The 19982-nt window shown below is 41.1% G+C and carries 12 protein-coding genes, 2 tRNA genes and 3 rRNA genes (1 of these 17 cut by a window edge); 11 read left to right on the top strand and 6 right to left on the bottom strand.

The window, feature by feature from the left end:
• From J690_RS13130 to J690_RS13105, 6 genes are all read left to right on the top strand, one after another.
• Positions 1 to 41: ribosomal RNA gene (locus J690_RS13130) — 16S ribosomal RNA — on the top strand; it begins 1497 nt to the left of the window's first position.
• A 59-nt stretch (positions 42 to 100) separates the two neighbouring features.
• Positions 101 to 177, top strand: a tRNA-Ile gene (locus tag J690_RS13125).
• 55 nt (positions 178 to 232) lie between these two features.
• Positions 233 to 308, top strand: a tRNA-Ala gene (locus J690_RS13120).
• Positions 309 to 660: 352 nt separating this feature from the next.
• Positions 661 to 3551, top strand: a 23S ribosomal RNA gene (locus J690_RS13115).
• 186 nt (positions 3552 to 3737) lie between these two features.
• Positions 3738 to 3852, top strand: a 5S ribosomal RNA gene (gene rrf / locus J690_RS13110).
• Together the 16S, 23S and 5S rRNA genes with 2 tRNA genes alongside form the textbook arrangement of a ribosomal RNA operon.
• A gap of 187 nt (positions 3853 to 4039) precedes the next feature.
• Positions 4040 to 4636 carry a glutathione S-transferase family protein gene (locus J690_RS13105; RefSeq protein ID WP_032036300.1) on the top strand — a complete coding sequence of 199 codons (597 nt, stop codon included), beginning with the start codon at positions 4040 to 4042 and terminating at the stop codon, positions 4634 to 4636.
• 49 nt (positions 4637 to 4685) lie between these two features.
• Here the strand turns inward: J690_RS13105 and J690_RS13100 are convergent, their stop codons facing one another.
• On the bottom strand, positions 4686 to 5390 hold the full coding sequence (locus J690_RS13100) for a TIGR04219 family outer membrane beta-barrel protein (protein WP_079381041.1): 705 nt from the start codon (positions 5388 to 5390) through the stop codon (positions 4686 to 4688).
• Positions 5391 to 6029: 639 nt separating this feature from the next.
• Here J690_RS13100 and J690_RS13095 point away from each other — a divergent pair.
• Both J690_RS13095 and J690_RS13090 read left to right on the top strand, forming a co-directional pair.
• Positions 6030 to 7508, top strand: coding sequence for a sodium-dependent transporter (locus tag J690_RS13095; RefSeq protein WP_014208016.1), 1479 nt, complete (start codon positions 6030 to 6032; stop codon positions 7506 to 7508).
• Positions 7509 to 7520: 12 nt separating this feature from the next.
• The gene (locus J690_RS13090; protein ID WP_002119126.1) at positions 7521 to 7664 is read left to right on the top strand and encodes a methionine/alanine import family NSS transporter small subunit; all 144 of its coding nucleotides are present in this window, start codon (positions 7521 to 7523) and stop codon (positions 7662 to 7664) included.
• A gap of 39 nt (positions 7665 to 7703) precedes the next feature.
• On the opposite strand, the gene rsmB is transcribed toward J690_RS13090, so the two are convergent.
• Entirely contained in the window at positions 7704 to 9008 is a 1305-nt protein-coding gene (rsmB, locus tag J690_RS13085; protein WP_032036297.1) for a 16S rRNA (cytosine(967)-C(5))-methyltransferase RsmB, read from the bottom strand.
• Positions 9005 to 9967 (bottom strand): methionyl-tRNA formyltransferase, encoded by a 963-nt coding sequence (gene fmt, locus J690_RS13080; RefSeq protein WP_032036296.1) that lies wholly within the window; start codon positions 9965 to 9967, stop codon positions 9005 to 9007. The genes rsmB and fmt overlap by 4 nt, the downstream gene beginning before the upstream one ends.
• A gap of 347 nt (positions 9968 to 10314) precedes the next feature.
• Between fmt and ilvD the strand changes: the two genes are divergently transcribed.
• The 3 genes from ilvD (at position 10315) to J690_RS13065 (ending at position 14556) form a co-directional block, all read left to right on the top strand.
• Entirely contained in the window at positions 10315 to 12144 is a 1830-nt protein-coding gene (ilvD, locus tag J690_RS13075; RefSeq protein ID WP_013196516.1) for a dihydroxy-acid dehydratase, read from the top strand.
• Between the two features lie 313 nt (positions 12145 to 12457).
• Positions 12458 to 13747: a hypothetical protein gene (locus J690_RS13070; RefSeq protein WP_032036295.1), complete on the top strand. Its 1290-nt coding sequence runs from the start codon at positions 12458 to 12460 to the stop codon at positions 13745 to 13747.
• Positions 13748 to 13824: 77 nt separating this feature from the next.
• On the top strand, positions 13825 to 14556 hold the full coding sequence (locus tag J690_RS13065) for a sulfite exporter TauE/SafE family protein (RefSeq protein ID WP_032036294.1): 732 nt from the start codon (positions 13825 to 13827) through the stop codon (positions 14554 to 14556).
• An 8-nt stretch (positions 14557 to 14564) separates the two neighbouring features.
• Here the strand turns inward: J690_RS13065 and J690_RS13060 are convergent, their stop codons facing one another.
• From J690_RS13060 to ppc, 3 genes are all read right to left on the bottom strand, one after another.
• A complete protein-coding gene (locus J690_RS13060) occupies positions 14565 to 15455 on the bottom strand; it encodes a LysR family transcriptional regulator (protein WP_032005068.1) in 891 nt (296 codons plus the stop codon).
• 80 nt (positions 15456 to 15535) lie between these two features.
• The gene (locus tag J690_RS13055; protein ID WP_002119102.1) at positions 15536 to 16831 is read right to left on the bottom strand and encodes a solute carrier family 23 protein; all 1296 of its coding nucleotides are present in this window, start codon (positions 16829 to 16831) and stop codon (positions 15536 to 15538) included.
• A 297-nt stretch (positions 16832 to 17128) separates the two neighbouring features.
• Entirely contained in the window at positions 17129 to 19813 is a 2685-nt protein-coding gene (gene ppc, locus J690_RS13050) for a phosphoenolpyruvate carboxylase (protein WP_032036292.1), read from the bottom strand.
• Positions 19814 to 19982 lie beyond the last annotated feature (169 nt).

Raw genomic sequence — 19982 nt, 5'->3', positions numbered from 1 at the left:
AAGGTAGCCGTAGGGGAACCTGCGGCTGGATCACCTCCTTAACGAAAGATTGACGATTGGTAAGAATCCACAACAAGTTGTTCTTCATAGATGTATCTGAGGGTCTGTAGCTCAGTTGGTTAGAGCACACGCTTGATAAGCGTGGGGTCACAAGTTCAAGTCTTGTCAGACCCACCATGACTTTGACTGGTTGAAGTTATAGATAAAAGATACATGACTGATGATGTAAGCTGGGGACTTAGCTTAGTTGGTAGAGCGCCTGCTTTGCACGCAGGAGGTCAGGAGTTCGACTCTCCTAGTCTCCACCAGAACTTAAGAGAAGTTCGGATTACAGAAATTAGTAAATAGAGATTTCGGTCTTGGTTTATTAACTTCTGTGATTTAAGTATCACGGTATTAAGCATGACCTGACGAAGGCATGTTTATTCATTAACAGATTGGCAAAATTGAGTCTGAAATAAATTGTTCACTCAAGAGTTTAGGTTAAGCAATTAATCTAGATGAATTGAGAACTAGCAAATTAACTGAATCAAGCGTTTTGGTATATGAATTTAGATTGAAGCTGTACAGTGTTTAAGTACACAGACAACAGATAGTAGCGATGAAGAATCGCACGGACAACACTCACTTGTAGGTGTTGACGACTGTTTGGGGTTGTATAGTCAAGTAATTAAGTGCATGTGGTGGATGCCTTGGCAGTCAGAGGCGATGAAAGACGTGATAGCCTGCGAAAAGCTCCGGGGAGGCGGCAAATATCCTTTGATCCGGAGATTTCTGAATGGGGGAACCCACCTACTTTAAGGTAGGTATTGCAACATGAATACATAGTGTTGCAAGGCGAACGAGGGGAAGTGAAACATCTCAGTACCCTTAGGAAAAGAAATCAATTGAGATTCCCTCAGTAGCGGCGAGCGAACGGGGATCAGCCCATTAAGTTATGTGTGTTTTAGTGGAACGCTCTGGGAAGTGCGAACGTAGAGGGTGATATTCCCGTACACGAAAGGGCACACATAATGATGACGAGTAGGGCGAGGCACGTGAAACCTTGTCTGAATATGGGGGGACCATCCTCCAAGGCTAAATACTCCTGACTGACCGATAGTGAACCAGTACCGTGAGGGAAAGGCGAAAAGAACCCCTGTGAGGGGAGTGAAATAGATCCTGAAACCGCATGCATACAAGCAGTGGGAGCACCTTCGTGGTGTGACTGCGTACCTTTTGTATAATGGGTCAGCGACTTATATTCAGTAGCGAGGTTAACCGTATAGGGGAGCCGTAGAGAAATCGAGTCTTAATAGGGCGTTTAGTTGCTGGGTATAGACCCGAAACCAGGCGATCTATCCATGAGCAGGTTGAAGGTTGGGTAACACTAACTGGAGGACCGAACCCACTGTCGTTGAAAAGCCAGGGGATGACTTGTGGATAGGGGTGAAAGGCTAATCAAGCCTGGTGATAGCTGGTTCTCCCCGAAAGCTATTTAGGTAGCGCCTCGGACGAATACCATAGGGGGTAGAGCACTGTTTCGGCTAGGGGGTCATCCCGACTTACCAAACCGATGCAAACTCCGAATACCTATGAGTACTATCCGGGAGACAGACTGCGGGTGCTAACGTCCGTAGTCAAGAGGAAAACAATCCAGACCGCCAGCTAAGGCCCCAAAATCATAGTTAAGTGGGAAACGATGTGGGAAGGCATAGACAGCTAGGAGGTTGGCTTAGAAGCAGCCACCCTTTAAAGAAAGCGTAATAGCTCACTAGTCGAGTCGGCCTGCGCGGAAGATGTAACGGGGCTAAAACTATGTGCCGAAGCTGCGGATTTGACATTAGTCAAGTGGTAGGGGAGCGTTCTGTAAGCCGATGAAGGTGTATTGAGAAGTATGCTGGAGGTATCAGAAGTGCGAATGCTGACGTGAGTAACGACAAAACGGGTGAAAAACCCGTTCGCCGAAAGACCAAGGGTTCCAGTCCAACGTTAATCGGGGCTGGGTGAGTCGACCCCTAAGGCGAGGCCGAAAGGCGTAGTCGATGGGAAATTGGTTAATATTCCAATACTTCTGTGTAATGCGATGAGAGGACGGAGAAGGTTAAGTCAGCCTGGCGTTGGTTGTCCAGGTGGAAGGATGTAGGTATGTATCTTAGGCAAATCCGGGGTACTCTATACTGAGATCCGATAGCAAGCTGTACTTGTACAGTGAAGTGGCTGATACCATGCTTCCAGGAAAAGTCTCTAAGCTTCAGTTACACAGGAATCGTACCCGAAACCGACACAGGTGGTCAGGTCGAGTAGACCAAGGCGCTTGAGAGAACTCTGCTGAAGGAACTAGGCAAAATGGTACCGTAACTTCGGGAGAAGGTACGCTGTTGTTGGTGATGGAACTTGCTTCCTGAGCTGACGACAGCCGCAGAAACCAGGCCGCTGCAACTGTTTATTAAAAACATAGCACTCTGCAAACACGAAAGTGGACGTATAGGGTGTGATGCCTGCCCGGTGCTGGAAGGTTAATTGATGGGGTTAGCGTAAGCGAAGCTCTTGATCGAAGCCCCAGTAAACGGCGGCCGTAACTATAACGGTCCTAAGGTAGCGAAATTCCTTGTCGGGTAAGTTCCGACCTGCACGAATGGCATAATGATGGCGGCGCTGTCTCCAGCAGAGGCTCAGTGAAATCGAAATCGCTGTGAAGATGCAGTGTACCCGCGGCTAGACGGAAAGACCCCGTGAACCTTTACTGCAGCTTGACACTGAACTTTGACCTTACTTGTGTAGGATAGGTGGGAGGCTTTGAAGTTGGAACGCTAGTTCCAATGGAGCCGTCCTTGAAATACCACCCTGGTAATGTTGAGGTTCTAACTCTGTCCCGTTATCCGGGACGAGGACCGTGTCTGGTGGGTAGTTTGACTGGGGCGGTCTCCTCCTAAAGAGTAACGGAGGAGTACGAAGGTGCGCTCAGCGTGGTCGGAAATCACGCGTAGAGTATAAAGGCAAAAGCGCGCTTAACTGCGAGACCCACAAGTCGAGCAGGTACGAAAGTAGGTCTTAGTGATCCGGTGGTTCTGTATGGAAGGGCCATCGCTCAACGGATAAAAGGTACTCTGGGGATAACAGGCTGATACCGCCCAAGAGTTCATATCGACGGCGGTGTTTGGCACCTCGATGTCGGCTCATCTCATCCTGGGGCTGAAGCAGGTCCCAAGGGTATGGCTGTTCGCCATTTAAAGAGGTACGCGAGCTGGGTTTAGAACGTCGTGAGACAGTTCGGTCCCTATCTACCGTGGGCGCTGGAAATTTGAGAGGATCTGCTCCTAGTACGAGAGGACCAGAGTGGACGAACCTCTGGTGTACCGGTTGTGACGCCAGTCGCATCGCCGGGTAGCTATGTTCGGAAGGGATAACCGCTGAAAGCATCTAAGCGGGAAGCCTACCTCAAGATAAGATTTCCCTAGGAATTTATTCCTCTAAAGAGCCGTTCGAGACTAGGACGTTGATAGGTTGGATGTGGAAGCATAGTGATATGTGAAGCTGACCAATACTAATTGCTCGTGAGGCTTGACTATACAACACCCAAGCAGTTGTATATGAAGCATCAATCGATTCATAAACATGCAAAGCAACTTGATTTAGTTAAACACTTAGCTAAAATGAACAACGAAAAATCAGACCAATCAGCCCATCTGTAAAGATTTGGAAAACGCAACGTATCACACAGTGAATAAAACGAAGCAAGTATCCATACCAGTTGTGCTGGCGACCATAGCAAGAGTGAACCACCTGATCCCTTCCCGAACTCAGAAGTGAAACCTCTTAGCGCTGATGGTAGTGTGGGGTTACCCATGTGAGAGTAAGTCATCGCCAGCTCATTATTCAAACACCCCCGTTCTAACGAATGGGGGGGTTTTTTTATTGGGGTGAAAATAAGAAAATTCTATAAAACTCTGGATATAGCAGAGATAAAGACATATATGTATTAATTCTAAGAAAGAGTTCTGTTATAAATAATAAGAAAATTAATCTTTTAAGTAGGCATAATAAGGGAAGAGCATCTATGATAATTTATGGTGATGTCGGTTCGGGTAATTGCTATAAGATAAAGCTATTACTTTCCTTATTAAATATTAACCATAGATGGATCCACGTTGATATTTTAAACAAAGAAACTCAATCAGCTGATTTTTTGTCATTAAATCCTAATGGAAAAATACCTGTATTAGTCCTAGAAGATGGTCGTGTTTTGAGTGAGTCGAATGCTATCTTAGGTTACTTGGCTGAAGGAACAAAATTTATTCCTACAGATCCTTTTATTAAAGCAAAAATGTACCAATGGATGTTCTTTGAGCAGTATAGTCATGAACCATTTATTGCAGTTGCTCGTTTTATTAATAAATATTTAGGGTTACCACCAGAAAGAATAGAGGAATACCATAATTTACAGCCAAAAGGCCATAAAGCACTATCTATTATGGATAACGCTTTAGTTGAGCATGACTATCTTGTTGGAAATGAACTGACCATTGCTGATATTGCCTTATATGCATACACACATGTCGCTGAAGAAGGTGGCTTTAATTTAAAGTTATATCCAAATATTCAAGTATGGTGTCAAAGAATTCGAGAATATTTAGGTTATGTAGATATGATTTAAATAAAAAAGAACTCATATAGAGTTCTTTTTTATTTCTGAAAATTCTAATTTAGAAGTGTGCTTCCAAGCCTACATATGGGCCTTTAAACTCAAATTTAAGGTCATTGTTATCGTAGTCATCTAAATCGATATTAAGTACGCGATAACCTGCTGTTAAGCCAAGGTCAATGAGTAGGTTATCTGCAAATTTATATTTTACTTCTGCCAGTGCATCTGTAATTCGTGCATCGTCAAAGTTTGTATAAGTTGCTTCACCTTTAGCACTTAAGCCAGTAAAAGGAAGTTTTACTTCACCTGACAAATAAGCAATAGGATATGTTTTATCAATATCCACGCGCTTACCTGTATACGCAGTAATATCACCATTTAATACAGTTGCACCAAGACCAGCATCTACACTTACGATATTATCTAGCAACTCGTAGTAGAGGATAAAATCGCTATGATCTAAATCAACTTTATAGTTGGCTTGACCTAAAGTTTCTGATTTAGTTTCGGTATCTAAATTTACATAACGAATTTTTGCATTTGGAATAAATGGAATTGGGTGTTCTACTGCTAATGAGATTTGAGCACTACCTTTTTGATCTAAATCCTGATCTTCAGGTGATTGAGAAGACATATTAGCTTTACCGTCATAGAACCAGTAACCTACGTCGCCTTTTACTCCTACGAAGTCTGCTTGAGCAAAGCCACTTAAGCCCATCCCGAGCGTTAATAAAGATATTTTTAATATTTTCATTTTTACATCCACATAAAAGAAATCTTTGAGCGCATGATATAGACATCTTGCTACAGATGCATTGATAAAAAATAAGGATTTGAGGTATGTGATATGAGTAAATTTTTAAACCTTAAAAAAATTTATTTAATTCAAATAATTAATATTTTATGCCTCACTTAAATGAATTTAATTTTTTAGAAAATTTAGTATAAATTTTGTCAATCGTATCGGACTTATTAAATTTTAATTGATATCTAGGGAGTTAAAAATAAATTAGTGGATAAGTTGAGTAATTAAATAAGTATTTTCAGGGATTGCAATAAAATTGCATTAAATAATAATTTTAATCTACAAGTAGTAGAACGTAAATATTAGCTGAAAAATAACCAATTGTGAAAAAAACTCAGAAAATTCGTAAAATTTCTGACGGAAATTACAGTAAAAAGAAATAAAAACAGGTATTGTTCAGCTATATAGGGGCAAAAAATGGACAAAAATCTTTAAGGAAGAATTTTCTATTTTTGCTTGTTTGTTAAGGGAATAAAAATACTCAAAAGGTGCATTTTATTTTCTACAAACACAAAAGTATTTTTTGGTTCTTTTTTTGCATGCGGAATAACAATCAACAATAGCAGTAAAAATAAGTAATCTTTTAACATTAGGTGTTCTATGACAGATTCTCGTGAAAACTGGACGTCACGATCTGGTTTTATTATTGCAGCCGTTGGTTCGGCTGTAGGTTTAGGTAATATCTGGCGCTTCCCATACGTTGCTTATGAAAATGGTGGCGGTGCGTTTCTTATTCCCTATCTATTGGCACTCATTACTGCTGGTTTACCGTTACTATTTTTAGATTATGCGGTAGGACATCGTAGTACTGGTTCACCTCCTAAAGCGTATCGTGCCCTATTTAAAGGCGGGGAAACATTAGGTTGGTGGCAAGTTTGTGTCTGTATCATCATTGGTTTGTATTATGCAAGTGTACTCACTTGGGCTGGTAGTTATGTTTACTTCTCTATTGGCCAAATGTGGGGAAGTGATCCGGAAGGTTTCTTCTTTAATACCTATTTGCAGACCACAAAAGCAACCGGTTTTGATTTACAGTTTGTAGGTCATTTATTCTGGCCGATTGTTGGGATTTGGGCACTTACTCTAATCATTCTTTATGGTGGTGTGAAAAAAGGGGTTGAATTATCTAATAAGATTTTCATGCCTTTATTATTCATTCTCTTCACTATTTTAGTGATTCAATCATTACGTTTACCAGGTGCAGTTCAAGGCTTAAATGCTTTCTTTACGCCGAACTGGTCAGCAATGATGGATTATAAAGTTTGGTTAGCGGCTTATGGCCATACTTTCTTCTCCCTTTCTGTCGGCTTCGGGATCATGGTGACTTATGCATCTTATTTGAAACCAAAAACGAATTTAACAGGTTCTGGTTTAATCGTTGGTTTTGCAAATGCATCAACGGAGATTCTGGCTGGTATTGGTATCTTCGCAGCGCTTGGTTTTATGGCTCATGCGGCAGGTACTGAAGTTAAAGATGTTGTGAGTGGCGGGATTGGGTTAGCATTTATTGCGTTCCCTAAAATTATCTCAAGTTTAGGTACAGGTGCCGATTTATTTGGTTTCTTATTCTTCTCTTCACTTTTCGTCGCAGGTATTTCTTCGATGGTGAGTATTTTGGAAGTACCTATTGCAGCAATGCAAGATAAATTGAAATGGGGCCGTAAAAAAGCTGTAACCATTATTGGTGGTGGTAGTGCGCTTGTATCAATTATTTTATTCTCAAGTGTAAACGCAATTAAGCTGGTTGATATTGTTGACCACTTTATTAATAACATCGGTATTATTGGCGGTGCTTTACTTTCTATTATTACCGTGGCTTGGTTTAAACGTTCTGCTCTAATAGAACTTCGTGATCACGTCAATCGCATCTCAACTATTCAATTAGGTAAGGGATGGGATTTCACTTTAACAGTGATTACATCATTAATCTTGTTAACTACACTCAGTATGACTGTATTTAATTTGATCAAAAATGGCTATGATACTTATAGTATGAGCTTACAAGGTGTATTCGGCTGGGGCAGTGTGATTTTCTGTGCAGTCGTTGCAATTGTTTTAAGCAAAATGAAAGATCGCTAGGAGGATAGAATAATGAATACTTCAGCAATCGTGATGATGGTAATTTCGATGGTGTTTTTATGGGGTGGCTTGGCTTTGTCCATTATCCATTTATCGAAGCATCCTGAAGAGTTAGATGATGTTTTAGAAGAAGTAAAAGATCAGCACACACTTTAATGCTGATCAAGTAAAAAAGCAGGCTTAAAGCCTGCTTTTTTATGCAATCTTTTGAATTTTACAATAATAAAATCCATCACCAGACTGCGCTTGTGGCAGTAATTGGCGACCATAGGTTTGCTCGATTCCCCAATCAGCATCAATCTTGATCTCTTTTGCATTTGGATTTTCAGCAAAAAAAGTCATCATTTGCTGTTCATTTTCAGCTTTTAAAATTGAACAGGTGATGTAAAGCAATGTGCCGCCAACTTTAAGCTGTTGCCACATGTGGTCCAAGATCTGCTTTTGTAGTTCAATGGTTTGAGCTATATCGGTAGATTGGCGCAATAGGCGTATGTCAGGATGACGACGAATAACCCCTGTAGCAGAGCAAGGTGCATCGAGCACGATACAATCTACTGGCTGTGCAGGAGTCCATTGAGTTGCATCCGCTGCCAAAATCTCTGTATGACTTTGATCAAGTGCTAAGCGATTTAAGTTCTCAGTTACACGCACTAAACGACTTGGGTCCTGATCAATTGCAATGAGCTGAGCAGGTTTAAATTTTTCAAGTAAATGAGCAGTTTTACCGCCTGGGGCAGCACACGCATCAACTACTATTTTATCGTTCAAATCTGGCAATAATGTTGCGCAAAGCTGAGCGTGTTCATCTTGTACAGAAAACCAACCTTGTTCAAAACCAGGTAGTTGAGTAATTTGTACAGATTGTTCAAGAACAATACCAGCTTCAGACAAAGTACATGCACGTGCCTGAATTTCTAAACTCTGTAATTTTGCTAAATAAGCATCGCGGCCAATATGACGCTGGTTCACCCTTAACGTTAAAGGCGCGACTTGCTTCAAAGATTGGCAGAGAGATTCAGTTTGTTCGCCCCAATCCTTTTTTAAGCGTTTGAAAAGCCAGCTTGGTAAACCATGTGCTTGCTGTAAACCTTGGTGAAAGTCATCAGTTTCACGAGTAGCTCGGCGCAAAATAGCATTCACAATACCGCTGAGAGCAGGGAATCCAAGTTGTTTGGTTGCATCTACTGTTTCTGAAATAGCGGCATGCGCTGCAATACGCGTGCATAAAACTTGATAAAGACCAACATAAAGACAGGTTTCTACTGTCTCATTATTTAAAGGCTTGCTGAGTAGAGGCAGGCTAATTGATTTAAGAGCAAACCATTGGCGCAATGTACCTAATACAAGCTCATGAAATAGTGCACGATCACGCTCTGTGACCTGATTGAGCTGTGTATTTAAAATACTTGCGAGTGATTGGCCTTGCTGAACTTTTAGTAACGTCTGGACGACTTGAGCACGCAGGTTAAAACGTGAGGAATTTGAGGTAACCTGACTCATGGCAAAATTTGTCCTACATGAAGTTTTTGAGTTTGTGCAATTTGTTGAGCGTTTAATGCTTTACCACCCGGCCACTGCACGCTAGTCAGACAAATAAATGTATTTTCACCGCAAGCAACATGCACACCTTGTTTATCGATTGCAATAATTTCACCAGCTTGGGCACTTGCTTTGGTTTGGTTAGAAATTAGAGAGTTCCAGACACGTAGAGCATTATTTTCATCAAGTTGAACAAAAGCGACTGGCCAAGGGTTAAAAGCACGGATATTTCGGTCAACTTGAATAGCATCAATTGCCCAATTAATACGAGCTTCTGACTTTACGAGTTTATGAGCATAGACCGTTAAGCTTTCGTCTTGAACTTCGCGTTCTGCCAAATATTTTTGTAGTGTTTCTTCTGACTCAAGTACCGCACAAATTGCTGTTGCACCTTGAGCTGCGAGTTTGTCATGCAAAGTCGCTGAGGTATCTTCGGCAGTAATTGGGCAGTATGTTTTATACATCATATCGCCTGTATCTAAACCAGCAGCCATCTGCATGATTGTGATTCCGGTTTCTTCATCACCTGTTGCAATCGCACGCTGAATTGGTGCTGCACCGCGCCAGCGTGGTAATAGTGAGCCGTGAATATTTAAACAGCCATATTTCGGTGTATCGAGCACAGTTTGTGGAAGAATTAAACCATAGGCTGCAACCACCATCACATCTGCGCCTAAAGCTGCCAGTTCTTGTTGAGCCGCTAAACCTTCTTCTGTAGATGCTTTGAAGTGAAGGGGTTGATAAACAGGGATATTATGCTCAAGTGCAAGTTGTTTTACAGGAGATGGCGTTAGTTTTTGTCCACGACCCGATTTACGATCTGGCTGAGTATAAACCGCGATAATTTCATGGGAAGTTTTTAATAAAGCCGCCAATGCTGTTGCAGCAAATTCGGGGGTGCCAGCAAAAATAATTTTCACAAATGCAATCCAAAAAGAGTTTAGGCGTAGTATACGTGAAAAACGATTGAAGCCCTAAAATCATGGCGATTGAGCATTTTAGTTTTTAAATAGTGAACAAAAAATTATTGAAAAACTTTTATTGATAAAAAAAGGTTATGAAAAAATAAAAAATTATTCATGTAAGTTTTGCTAAATATTGACTGTCTATTACTGTTCTTGGCTTTCCGAATATTATTTGCTTCTATAGAATGGAGAATGATCAAATTATGATGATGAGTCAATATTCCGACTGATCTAACGCTATATCAGTATCATTCGCCAGAGCGGGAAAAATTCCGCTCAAGCACAACTTGTTGGAAACACTAATGCCTGACTATCGTTCAAAAACATCGACACACGGAAGAAATATGGCTGGCGCACGTGGCTTATGGCGTGCAACAGGAATGAAAGATGAGGATTTCGGCAAACCGATTATTGCGGTGGTCAACTCATTTACTCAATTTGTGCCGGGCCATGTACATCTTAAAGATCTAGGGCAGCTTGTCGCAGCAGAAATTCAGGCAGCAGGTGGTGTTGCTAAAGAGTTCAATACGATTGCAGTTGATGATGGGATCGCAATGGGGCATGACGGCATGCTTTATTCACTACCATCACGTGATTTGATTGCTGACTCAGTTGAATATATGGTGAATGCACACTGTGCAGATGCCATGGTGTGTATTTCAAACTGTGACAAGATTACTCCGGGAATGCTCATGGCTGCGATGCGTCTGAATATTCCTGTTGTTTTCGTGTCTGGCGGACCAATGGAAGCTGGTAAGGTTAAGTTCCGCGGTAATGAAAAAGCGATTGACCTTGTTGATGCAATGGTTGTTGCGGCTGATGAAAGTTATACAGACGAAGAAGTTGAAGAATTTGAACGTTCAGCATGTCCAACATGTGGTTCATGTTCAGGTATGTTCACTGCAAACTCGATGAACTGTTTAACAGAAGCTTTAGGTTTATCTTTACCGGGTAATGGTTCGATTGTTGCGACGCATGCAAACCGTAAAAAATTATTCTTAAAAGCAGGTCAGCTTATTGTTGAATTGGCTAAGCGCTATTATGAACAAGAAGATGCAAGCATTTTACCTCGTTCAATTGCAACCAAGGCTGCATTTAAAAATGCGATGACTCTTGATATTGCAATGGGTGGTTCAACTAATACGGTTCTGCATTTATTGGCTGCGGCAAGTGAAGCAGAAGTCGATTTTACAATGGACGATATTGACGAATTATCACGTCGAGTTCCTGTACTGTCTAAAGTAGCGCCTGCAAAACAAGACGTTCATATGGAAGATGTTCACCGTGCGGGTGGCATTATGGCGATCTTAGGTGAGCTTGATCGTGCGAAGTTGCTTGATGTATCAGTGCCGACTGTACATGAGAAAACTTTAAAAGATGCATTAGATAAGTGGGACATTATCCGTACTGAAGATGCAGACGTTTATGAATTCTATCGTTCATCACCAGGTGGTGTTCCAACTCAAGTTGCATTCTCACAAAATCGCTATTATTCAACATTAGATGGCGACCGTGAAAAAGGCGTTATCCGTAATGCAGAACATGCTTTCTCTAAAGATGGCGGTTTAGCAGTTCTATACGGCAACATCGCGCTTGATGGTTGTATCGTGAAAACTGCGGGTGTTGATGAATCGATCTTGAAATTTACGGGCACAGCACGTGTATTTGAGAGCCAAGATGCGGCTGTAGATGCAATTTTGGGTCATGACATTAAAGCTGGTGATGTGGTGGTGATTCGTTACGAAGGTCCACGTGGCGGTCCAGGCATGCAAGAAATGCTTTACCCAACCAGCTACCTTAAATCGAAAGGTTTAGGAAAAGACTGTGCATTGGTAACAGATGGTCGTTTCTCTGGTGGTTCATCAGGTCTTTCAATTGGACACGTTTCGCCAGAAGCGGCTGAAGGTGGTGCAATTGGTTTGGTTGAAGATGGCGATACCATTGAAATCGATATTCCAAACCGTACGATTCACTTAAACGTTGATGATGCGACTATGGCACATCGTCGTACAGTGCAAGAAGCGAAAGGCTGGCATCCGAAAGAAGAACGTAAACGTAAAGTATCAAAAGCGTTAAAAGTTTATGCAATGCATACAACAAGTGCAGCGAAAGGAGCTGTACGCGTTCTATAAAATATTCAATTTTAATAATTGATTAGGAATCATGCACCCTTTAACACGATGAATTGCTATCATGTTAAGGGTGCATTTTTCATGTCTGGTAAAAAAAATCAGCTTGTAGAAAAAGGTGTTTTTAGATCATTCTATGGGTTTGCCATAAAATGGTGATAAAATCTTCACCTACGTAGAAACTTGCTAAAAACATGACTTATTTTCTGCGTAAACTAAGGTAGTTATATTTCAATCTCGACTACTGTTTTACCTTGCACTATGATCAAAACAATCTTTGATCTCGCTTAGGATTTATTTTTTAGAGGCACAACTCATGTCACTGCTACGCCGTTGGTTTGACCCTATTCGATCGAGCTGGTTTTACCAAAAGCCTTCTCGTCAAGCGGTGTTACCCACGGAAAATGGTTTAAGTATTTATTTACGACTTGATGATGTGTATAGCTATTTGGCTGTTCAGCAATTGTCTCAGCTAGATGAAATTTTAAGTGATGAACTTAAGCCTTTAAAAATTATTATTTCGCATACAGCTTCTGAACCTCCAAACAGTATGTCGCATGATGAGTGGCAGAATTATTGTCTAAATGATGCCAAGATATTAGCCAAACAACATCGTTTCGGTTTCGATGAATTTCCAGAAATCCCAAGCCCAGAATCTTTAAAACAAGCGGCAGTCATATTAAAAAGAACCCCATTACAAGGTCAGAATTTCTTCCATTTACTAGAAGATATTTTCCACATGCTTTGGCAGCAACAATATGGAAAGTTGCGTACTTTACATGCCATGGCAGTTAAACATCAGCTTCCTCAACATTTTTCAGAACGCATTTTTACGGATGAGCCTGTACCCGCGGCATACTTTGAATTTGGTGGACGTAAATATCACGCAGTAGATGATTTACTACGTTTAACTCGTCGTCTGAAGCAGCAAAAATTACTGACGGGTAATCCAATTTTTTTAATTAATCATATCGAATGGCGTGAACATTTGATTAATGATGCTGAGGCACTCACCGAGATTCAAACACTTCATCCTGAGCTTGATATCTATATTGCTTTAGAAGATCCAATGAGCTGGTTGTTACTTGCCTATATTAAAGAAGAGCTGGCTGATTATTATGATATTCAACTAAAAGTTTACCCCTTAAGTTATCAAGGTCGAGATTGGTTTGACTGGAGTTTGGCGACACGTGTTTCTAAACGAACAGGTGTGGCCTTTACGCCATTTTGTCGCCCTACTGAGGAAAGCACATTAGAGATGGCAAAGCTTTTCTATAGTGTGCAAGAGAATCAGCAAATCGATACAATTTTTACAATATTGCAGGCAGTTTGGACGAAAGGAAAAGATTTATCTTTCTTAAAACATTTTCAACAGTTACAGCAGCAACTTGGGATTGAGCAGCTAACCGACCAAGATGTGCAATCTGTTTTGGCGCAGAATGATGCACTTTGCAAAGACAAGCATCAGCCTGATTTACCGGTTTTAGAGCTGCGTATTGATGGTCAGACCTACGTATTTAATAGCTTGTATCGTGTGTGGATGATCGAAAGTATTTTTAGCAATGTATTAGAAGAAAAATATAAAACAGCCTCAACTTTTAATTGAGGCCTACTCCTAAAAACAAGAATAGGGCAGTACCTGTTTTTTCCGTAGCATATCCTTTAAGGAATCGGAGATAAACAGTGACTTTTTTAGCAATTATTATAGTGGTCTTTGCCTTCGCTGGCATGATTAAAGGCATGATCGGTTTAGGATTGCCCGCGGTATCGATGGGCTTACTCACCATCGCAATGAGCCCTTTTCAGGCAGCATCTCTGCTCATTGTCCCTTCAATGGTCACCAACGTTTGGCAGCTTTTTGCTGAAGGACATGTCTGGGCTTTTATTCGCCGTTTCTGGACGTTGCTTGTCGGCATTATAGTAGGTTCAATATGGAGCTTTTTACCTACTCTAAGTCAAAGTCATGGGCATAGTAGTGAAATTTTATTAGGCTGTATGTTGGCCTTATATGGACTCTATGGTTTGTGCGTGAAGAAACTTCCACACTTAGGAAAGTATGAACGTTGGCTATCACCGATTATTGGATATATCGGCGGGGCAGTGACTGTAGCAACTGGTGTCATTATTATTCCAATCGTTCCTTATTTGCAGTCTTTACATTTAAAGCGTGATGAGTTGGTTCAGGCTTTAGGACTAACGTTTACTGTTTCTACCATTTGTCTTGCAGTCTTTTTACACCACAACCCTATGTCGGGAATGACATTAGATTATCGTTTATCTTTCGCTGCATTGTTGGCGGCGCTCGTTGGAATGTGCTTAGGTAAAAAAATCCGTTATCGGTTAAATGAGCAGTTATTTCGCCGTATCTTTTTTATAGGTTTGGTGTCATTAGGGCTTTATATGATTTTGCATTAAGCCAATTTTTAAGGGCGATGTTGCAATAAAAAATCGGCAAATTGTTTATAACTATTAGGTAGCTGATTGAAATTTTGTGTGGTCAAAAGCAGTTTACGATTTGCCCACGCACCTAGTAGTTGAATGGAATGAAAGTCATAGTCCGATTGCAAACGCTGGGCAGCACGAGCCGGCATAATTGCAATTCCGACGCCTTTGGCGACTACCTCAGCAATCGCGCCAAAATTAGGTAAGCGCAAACGGTACTGTATGTTAAAGCCCAATAGCTTAGCTTGAGTTTCGATGGACTGTTGCAACGAATGGTGGGGTTTAAGACCAATAAAACCATAACTTAAAGCCTCTACCAAATTCAGCTCTTGGTGTTGAGCTAAATTGTGAGTAGGAGGACAAATCAGAACTAATGGATCACTAGCAAATTCTTTAGTTTGCAAATGTCTGGTATCAAAAAAACTTGAGACCAGCCCAAGATTTGCAACTCCTTGCGTTAATGCCTCTACAATTTCTGAACTTTCTGCCTCGTGTAAATCAATGTTCATTTCGGGATGAAGCACCAAATATTGCGGTAATAACGGAGGCAAATATTCGCTTTGAGCAGAAGAGTTACACCAAAGCGTTAATGACTCTGTTGTAGGCGGCCTAAAACGCTGCATTTCTTGTTCAAGCTGCTCTTTTTGTGTCATAAGCTGACGAGCATGCTCTACAAAAGCGTGTCCTGCTGTGGTGAGCTCCACTCCCGTCGTGTGGCGAATAAATAAGGGCGTTTCAAAATATTGTTCGAGTTTTTTAATGCGTTCGCTGGCAGCTTGAAGTGAAATTGCAGAGCGGTCAGCACCTTTGGTTAGGCTACCCGTAGAGACAATATGAAGTACTAGCTGTAAATCAAAAAAATCAAAACGCATGACAGGGAACGTATTGAAGGCTAAAAAGTCATCATACTAAATCGTAATAAAAAAAGGCAGCTTGCGCTGCCTTTTTGAATTTAGGTTTTATCTTTTAAACTAAACAGCCAATTTAAAATAATGGCTGCAAAAGTTGCGGTACCAATACCACCTAAATTGAAATTACCAAACAATAATTCAAAGTTACCAGCACCTAAAATAATCGTGACCGAAGCTACAATTAGATTTTTATTGTTAGAAAAATCAACTTTGTTTTCAATCCAGATTTTTGCACCGGCAATGGTAATTAAACCAAACACGACAATAGACGCGCCTGTTAAAACAGCACTTGGAATAGTACTAATTACCGCACCAAATTTTGGAGATAAACCTAAGAAAATTGCAAAGACACCTGCGATCACAAAAACAATGGTTGAGTACACACGAGTGACTGCCATCACACCAATGTTTTCACCGTAAGTAGTCATCCCTGGAGCGCCGACACTACCAGATAATGTTGTCGCCAAACCATCTGCAACAAATGCTTTACCTAATTGTGGAGTCAGGTTTTCACCAGTCATCGCGCCAACAGCTTTAATATGTCCTAGATTTTCTGCTACTAAGATAAGCGCAACGGGCGCAATAATTAGCATAGCATTCGTGTCAAAAGTAGGATGCGAAAAGCTTGGAATCCCAAACCATGCGGCTTGTGAGATCTGGCTAAAATCGATTGGTTTACCTAAACCTAGCCCATTGGTGGTGATGGCATAAATCACATACGCCAAGATCAAACCAATCAACAGAAGCAAGCGTTGCAACAGGCCACGAGTAAAGACTGCAATACTACCCATACAAAGTACGGTAATTAAGGCCATCCACATTTCAAATGGTTGGCCTGCAACACCTTTAATCGTAACAGGTGCAAGGTTCAGACCAATAATCATCACAATGGCACCAGTCACCACAGGCGGCATGAGTTTTTCAATCCAGCGTGTACCAGTAAGCATCACGATAAAACCGATGATGGCATAAAAAACACCACATGCTACGATTCCACCTAAAGCCATAGATAGATTTGGATTGGCACCTGAACCTGTAATATGCCCAGTTGCAGCTGCAACCACCCCAATAAAGGCAAAACTTGATCCTAAGTAACTTGGAACACGACCACCTGTAATTAAGAAAAACAGAATGGTACAGATTCCAGACATTAAAATAGCAAGGTTAGGATTAAAACCCATGAGTAAGGGTGCTAAAACAGTCGCTCCAAACATAGCAAATGCATGTTGAATACCCAAAACAGCACTTTGAACGGGCGGGAGATATTCATTGGTAGAGACTGGCCGATGGTCAATATCACCTTGGTAAGGCTGCCATTTTGGAAACCAATTGGACATAAAATAAGCTCATTATTCTTTAATTGCTGCCATGATACTCTTTCTTGTGAGTGCATTTAATCTTTAGAGAGAAGTATATGAGTGAAAAGTAATTATTTTTTAACGATTGGTATAATTTTAAAAAAACTAAATGTGCGTATTTAGTTATTTTTTTCTCATAAATATTAATTTTATGATTTTTAAAAAATATTCAAAAAAATAGAAAATCGGGGAAAATTTAAGAAAAATAGAGAATTTTGCAAGTAAAAAGCAGCACATCAAGATGCACTGCTTTATAAAACGATTGGTAAAATTAGCTTAGCCTGTATTACGTAAGCCAGCAGCGATACCCGCAATACTCACCATAAGTGCATGGTCAACAGGGGTGTTTTCTGCCTGACGCTCAGCAAGATAATCACGACGACGCTTCATGAGTTCAGCCTGTAAAAGATGCAAAGGAAGTAAGTATGGTTTACGAACCTGCATAGATTGATCAAGAACATCATTATTACTCAGAAGCTTTGATTCATCTTTTAAGGTTAATAAAGTTTGTACAGCATCTTTTAGGCGTTGGCGTAATTGGTTGCCGAGCACTTTTAAATCTTCATCTTCAGTCAGATGAGACTCGTAATAGAGTGCAATATTGGCATCGGCTTTAGACAATACCATTTCCAGCATATCAATCAGCGTCTGGAAATAAGGCCATTGCTGAAGCATTTCATCAAGAGTTGCTTTTTGCTGATCGGCAATCACTTCATTAATGGCAGCACCTGTACCTAGCCATGCAGGCAACATCAAACGAATTTGTGTCCAAGCAAATACCCATGGAATCGCACGTAAAGACTCGATGCCGCCACTAACTTTACGTTTTGCTGGACGTGAGCCTAGCGGCAACATTTGTAATTCAAGTTCAGGCGTAACGGTCCGTAAATACTTCACAAAGTGTGGGTTTTCACGCACTGTTTGGCGATAAACCTTAACAGAATGATCAGTCATACGGTTCATAATTTCACGCCACTCAGCCTTAGGCTCTGGTGGAGGTAATAAGGTCGCTTCGAGTGTTGCGGCGGTATAGATTTCAAGGTTTTGCATGGCAATCCCTTCTAAACCGAACTTGAAGCGAATCATTTCACCTTGTTCTGTGACTCGGATTGCACCAGAGATAGAACCCGGCGGCTGTGAAAATAGTGCCTGTTGTGTTGGAGCACCACCACGACTAATTGAACCGCCACGGCCATGGAACAGGGTCAACTGTACGCCGTGTGTTTGAGCAATTGCAGTCAACTCTTCTTGAGCACGATATTGCGCCCAGTTAGCAGACATGAAGCCAGCATCTTTTGCTGAGTCGGAGTAACCGATCATGACTTCGTGTTTACCCTGAATGTGCTGTTTATACCAATGCATATTGAACAGCGTATTCATGGTAGTTGCAGCGCCATCTAAGTCTTTTAAAGTTTCAAACAGGGGAACTACACGTAAAGGGTGCTGAATACCTGCTTCTTTTTGCAATAACAACACCGCTAAAACATCGCTTGGATATTCAGCCATAGAAATAATATAAGCCCCTAAAGACTCAGGCGGTTGGTCTGCCAAAGTACGCATGGTTGCAAATACTTCTTGGACATCTGGATGCCCAATCAAACTGCCTTCAGGTTCATTAATATATTTCGGTAAAAGCGGGCGTTTACTTTGTAATTCTTGAATGAGGAAGTTTTGGCGTGCTTGCTCAGTCCACGATTCAAAATTACCTAAACCTAAATATTCGGTAATGGCTGAAATCGCTTGGCGATGACGGCCTGATTCTTGGCGAATGTCGAGTTTAAGTAATTCAATACCAAAACAGTTCACACGGTAGATAAAGTCGAGCAGTTGACCATTCGCAATTTCAGGTAGGTTACTGGCGATTAAAGAGCGATAGCACAGCAATAAAGGCTGTAAGAGTTCGTCTTTACTTTTAATGACATTGCTGTCATCTGCTTCTAAGCCTTGTAAACGCTGAGCTAACCAGTGGCGAGTTGCTTTTAAACGCTCTCGTGTAGCACGTAAATATTCACGATAAGGTTCTGCATGTTGGCTGCCAATTGCTTGAATCATTTCTTCAGAACACGTCTGGATTGAAAGTTCCCAACGTAAGTTTTCGATATCTCTTAAATAGAGATCGGCAGCTTGCCAGCGTGATAACCACAGCACTTCTTGGGTAATTTGATGGGTAACATTTGGGTTGCCATCACGGTCTCCGCCCATCCAAGATGCGAAACGTACTGGTGCAATATTAAGTGGTAAATTGAGTTGGCAGTTTTCTTGAACTAATTCATTTAACTCGCGAATGAATTTAGGTACAGCATTCCAAAGTGTTTGCTCAATTGTGGCAAATCCCCATTTTGCTTCATCGACTGGAGTTGGGCGATGCTGTCTGATTTCATCTGTTTGCCAAGCCGAACTAATTTGTTGCTTTAAATTCGCAAGTGCATTTTGGCGTTCGCGTGGGGTAAGTTTTTGCTGATCAAGCTGCGAGAGACATGCGTTAATATCATCATATTTCTGAATCAGGGTACGACGACTCACTTCAGTTGGGTGCGCCGTAAGTACTAACTCAATTTTAAGATCGCAAATTTGCTGGAATAGTTTTTCTGTTGAAATACTTTTATCTTTAAATTTTTGAAATAAGTGAACCAGCGGATTCGGAGAGTTTGCATCCGAATCAAACTCTGCCTGTCTGCGGCTACGGACCACATGATATTGCTCGGCAATATTGGCAAAATTGAGGAAGTGAGAAAAAGCGCGGGTGAGAGGAAGTAACTCTTCATCGGGCAGTTCTAAAAATAATTGTTCTAGTTGCTTTTCGGCTTCAGCTTGACCATCACGTGCACCTTTGGCAAGAGCACGGATTTGCTCGATCTGATTAAACAGTTCTTGTCCTGCATGTTGTTTTAGGGTTTCACCTAACAAATTACCAAGTAAGCGGACATCCTCACGCAGTGGCGCATCGATTTGCTGAACCATGCTATTTTCTCCTGTTCTTATTCTTATCGAATATAGCGCGATTAACAAACATTCCAAGCTTTGAGCGTAAGAAAATGTGAATTTTTGCTTAAAAAATAACATTTAATTCGCTTGTAGTGTCTTAAAAGCTGGCATGCACTCAGCGCAACTTTTGACAATCGGACTTTGG

It is taken from the genome of Acinetobacter sp. 742879, from assembly GCF_000588535.1.
Lineage (GTDB): Bacteria > Pseudomonadota > Gammaproteobacteria > Pseudomonadales > Moraxellaceae > Acinetobacter > Acinetobacter pittii.
Note: the sequence above shows the minus strand (reverse complement) of the source record. Positions and strands in the feature narration are given on the sequence as shown.

What these genes read in the sequence shown, in the direction of transcription:
- J690_RS13055 (WP_002119102.1), bottom strand. Translation starts at nt 16,831, where the DNA reads ATGTCCAATTGGTTTCCAAAATGGCAGCCTTACCAAGGTGATATTGAC.
- ilvD (WP_013196516.1), top strand. Translation starts at nt 10,315, where the DNA reads ATGCCTGACTATCGTTCAAAAACATCGACACACGGAAGAAATATGGCT.
- J690_RS13090 (WP_002119126.1), top strand. Translation starts at nt 7,521, where the DNA reads ATGAATACTTCAGCAATCGTGATGATGGTAATTTCGATGGTGTTTTTA.
- rsmB (WP_032036297.1), bottom strand. Translation starts at nt 9,008, where the DNA reads ATGAGTCAGGTTACCTCAAATTCCTCACGTTTTAACCTGCGTGCTCAA.
- J690_RS13060 (WP_032005068.1), bottom strand. Translation starts at nt 15,455, where the DNA reads ATGCGTTTTGATTTTTTTGATTTACAGCTAGTACTTCATATTGTCTCT.
- J690_RS13095 (WP_014208016.1), top strand. Translation starts at nt 6,030, where the DNA reads ATGACAGATTCTCGTGAAAACTGGACGTCACGATCTGGTTTTATTATT.
- ppc (WP_032036292.1), bottom strand. Translation starts at nt 19,813, where the DNA reads ATGGTTCAGCAAATCGATGCGCCACTGCGTGAGGATGTCCGCTTACTT.
- J690_RS13105 (WP_032036300.1), top strand. Translation starts at nt 4,040, where the DNA reads ATGATAATTTATGGTGATGTCGGTTCGGGTAATTGCTATAAGATAAAG.
- J690_RS13070 (WP_032036295.1), top strand. Translation starts at nt 12,458, where the DNA reads ATGTCACTGCTACGCCGTTGGTTTGACCCTATTCGATCGAGCTGGTTT.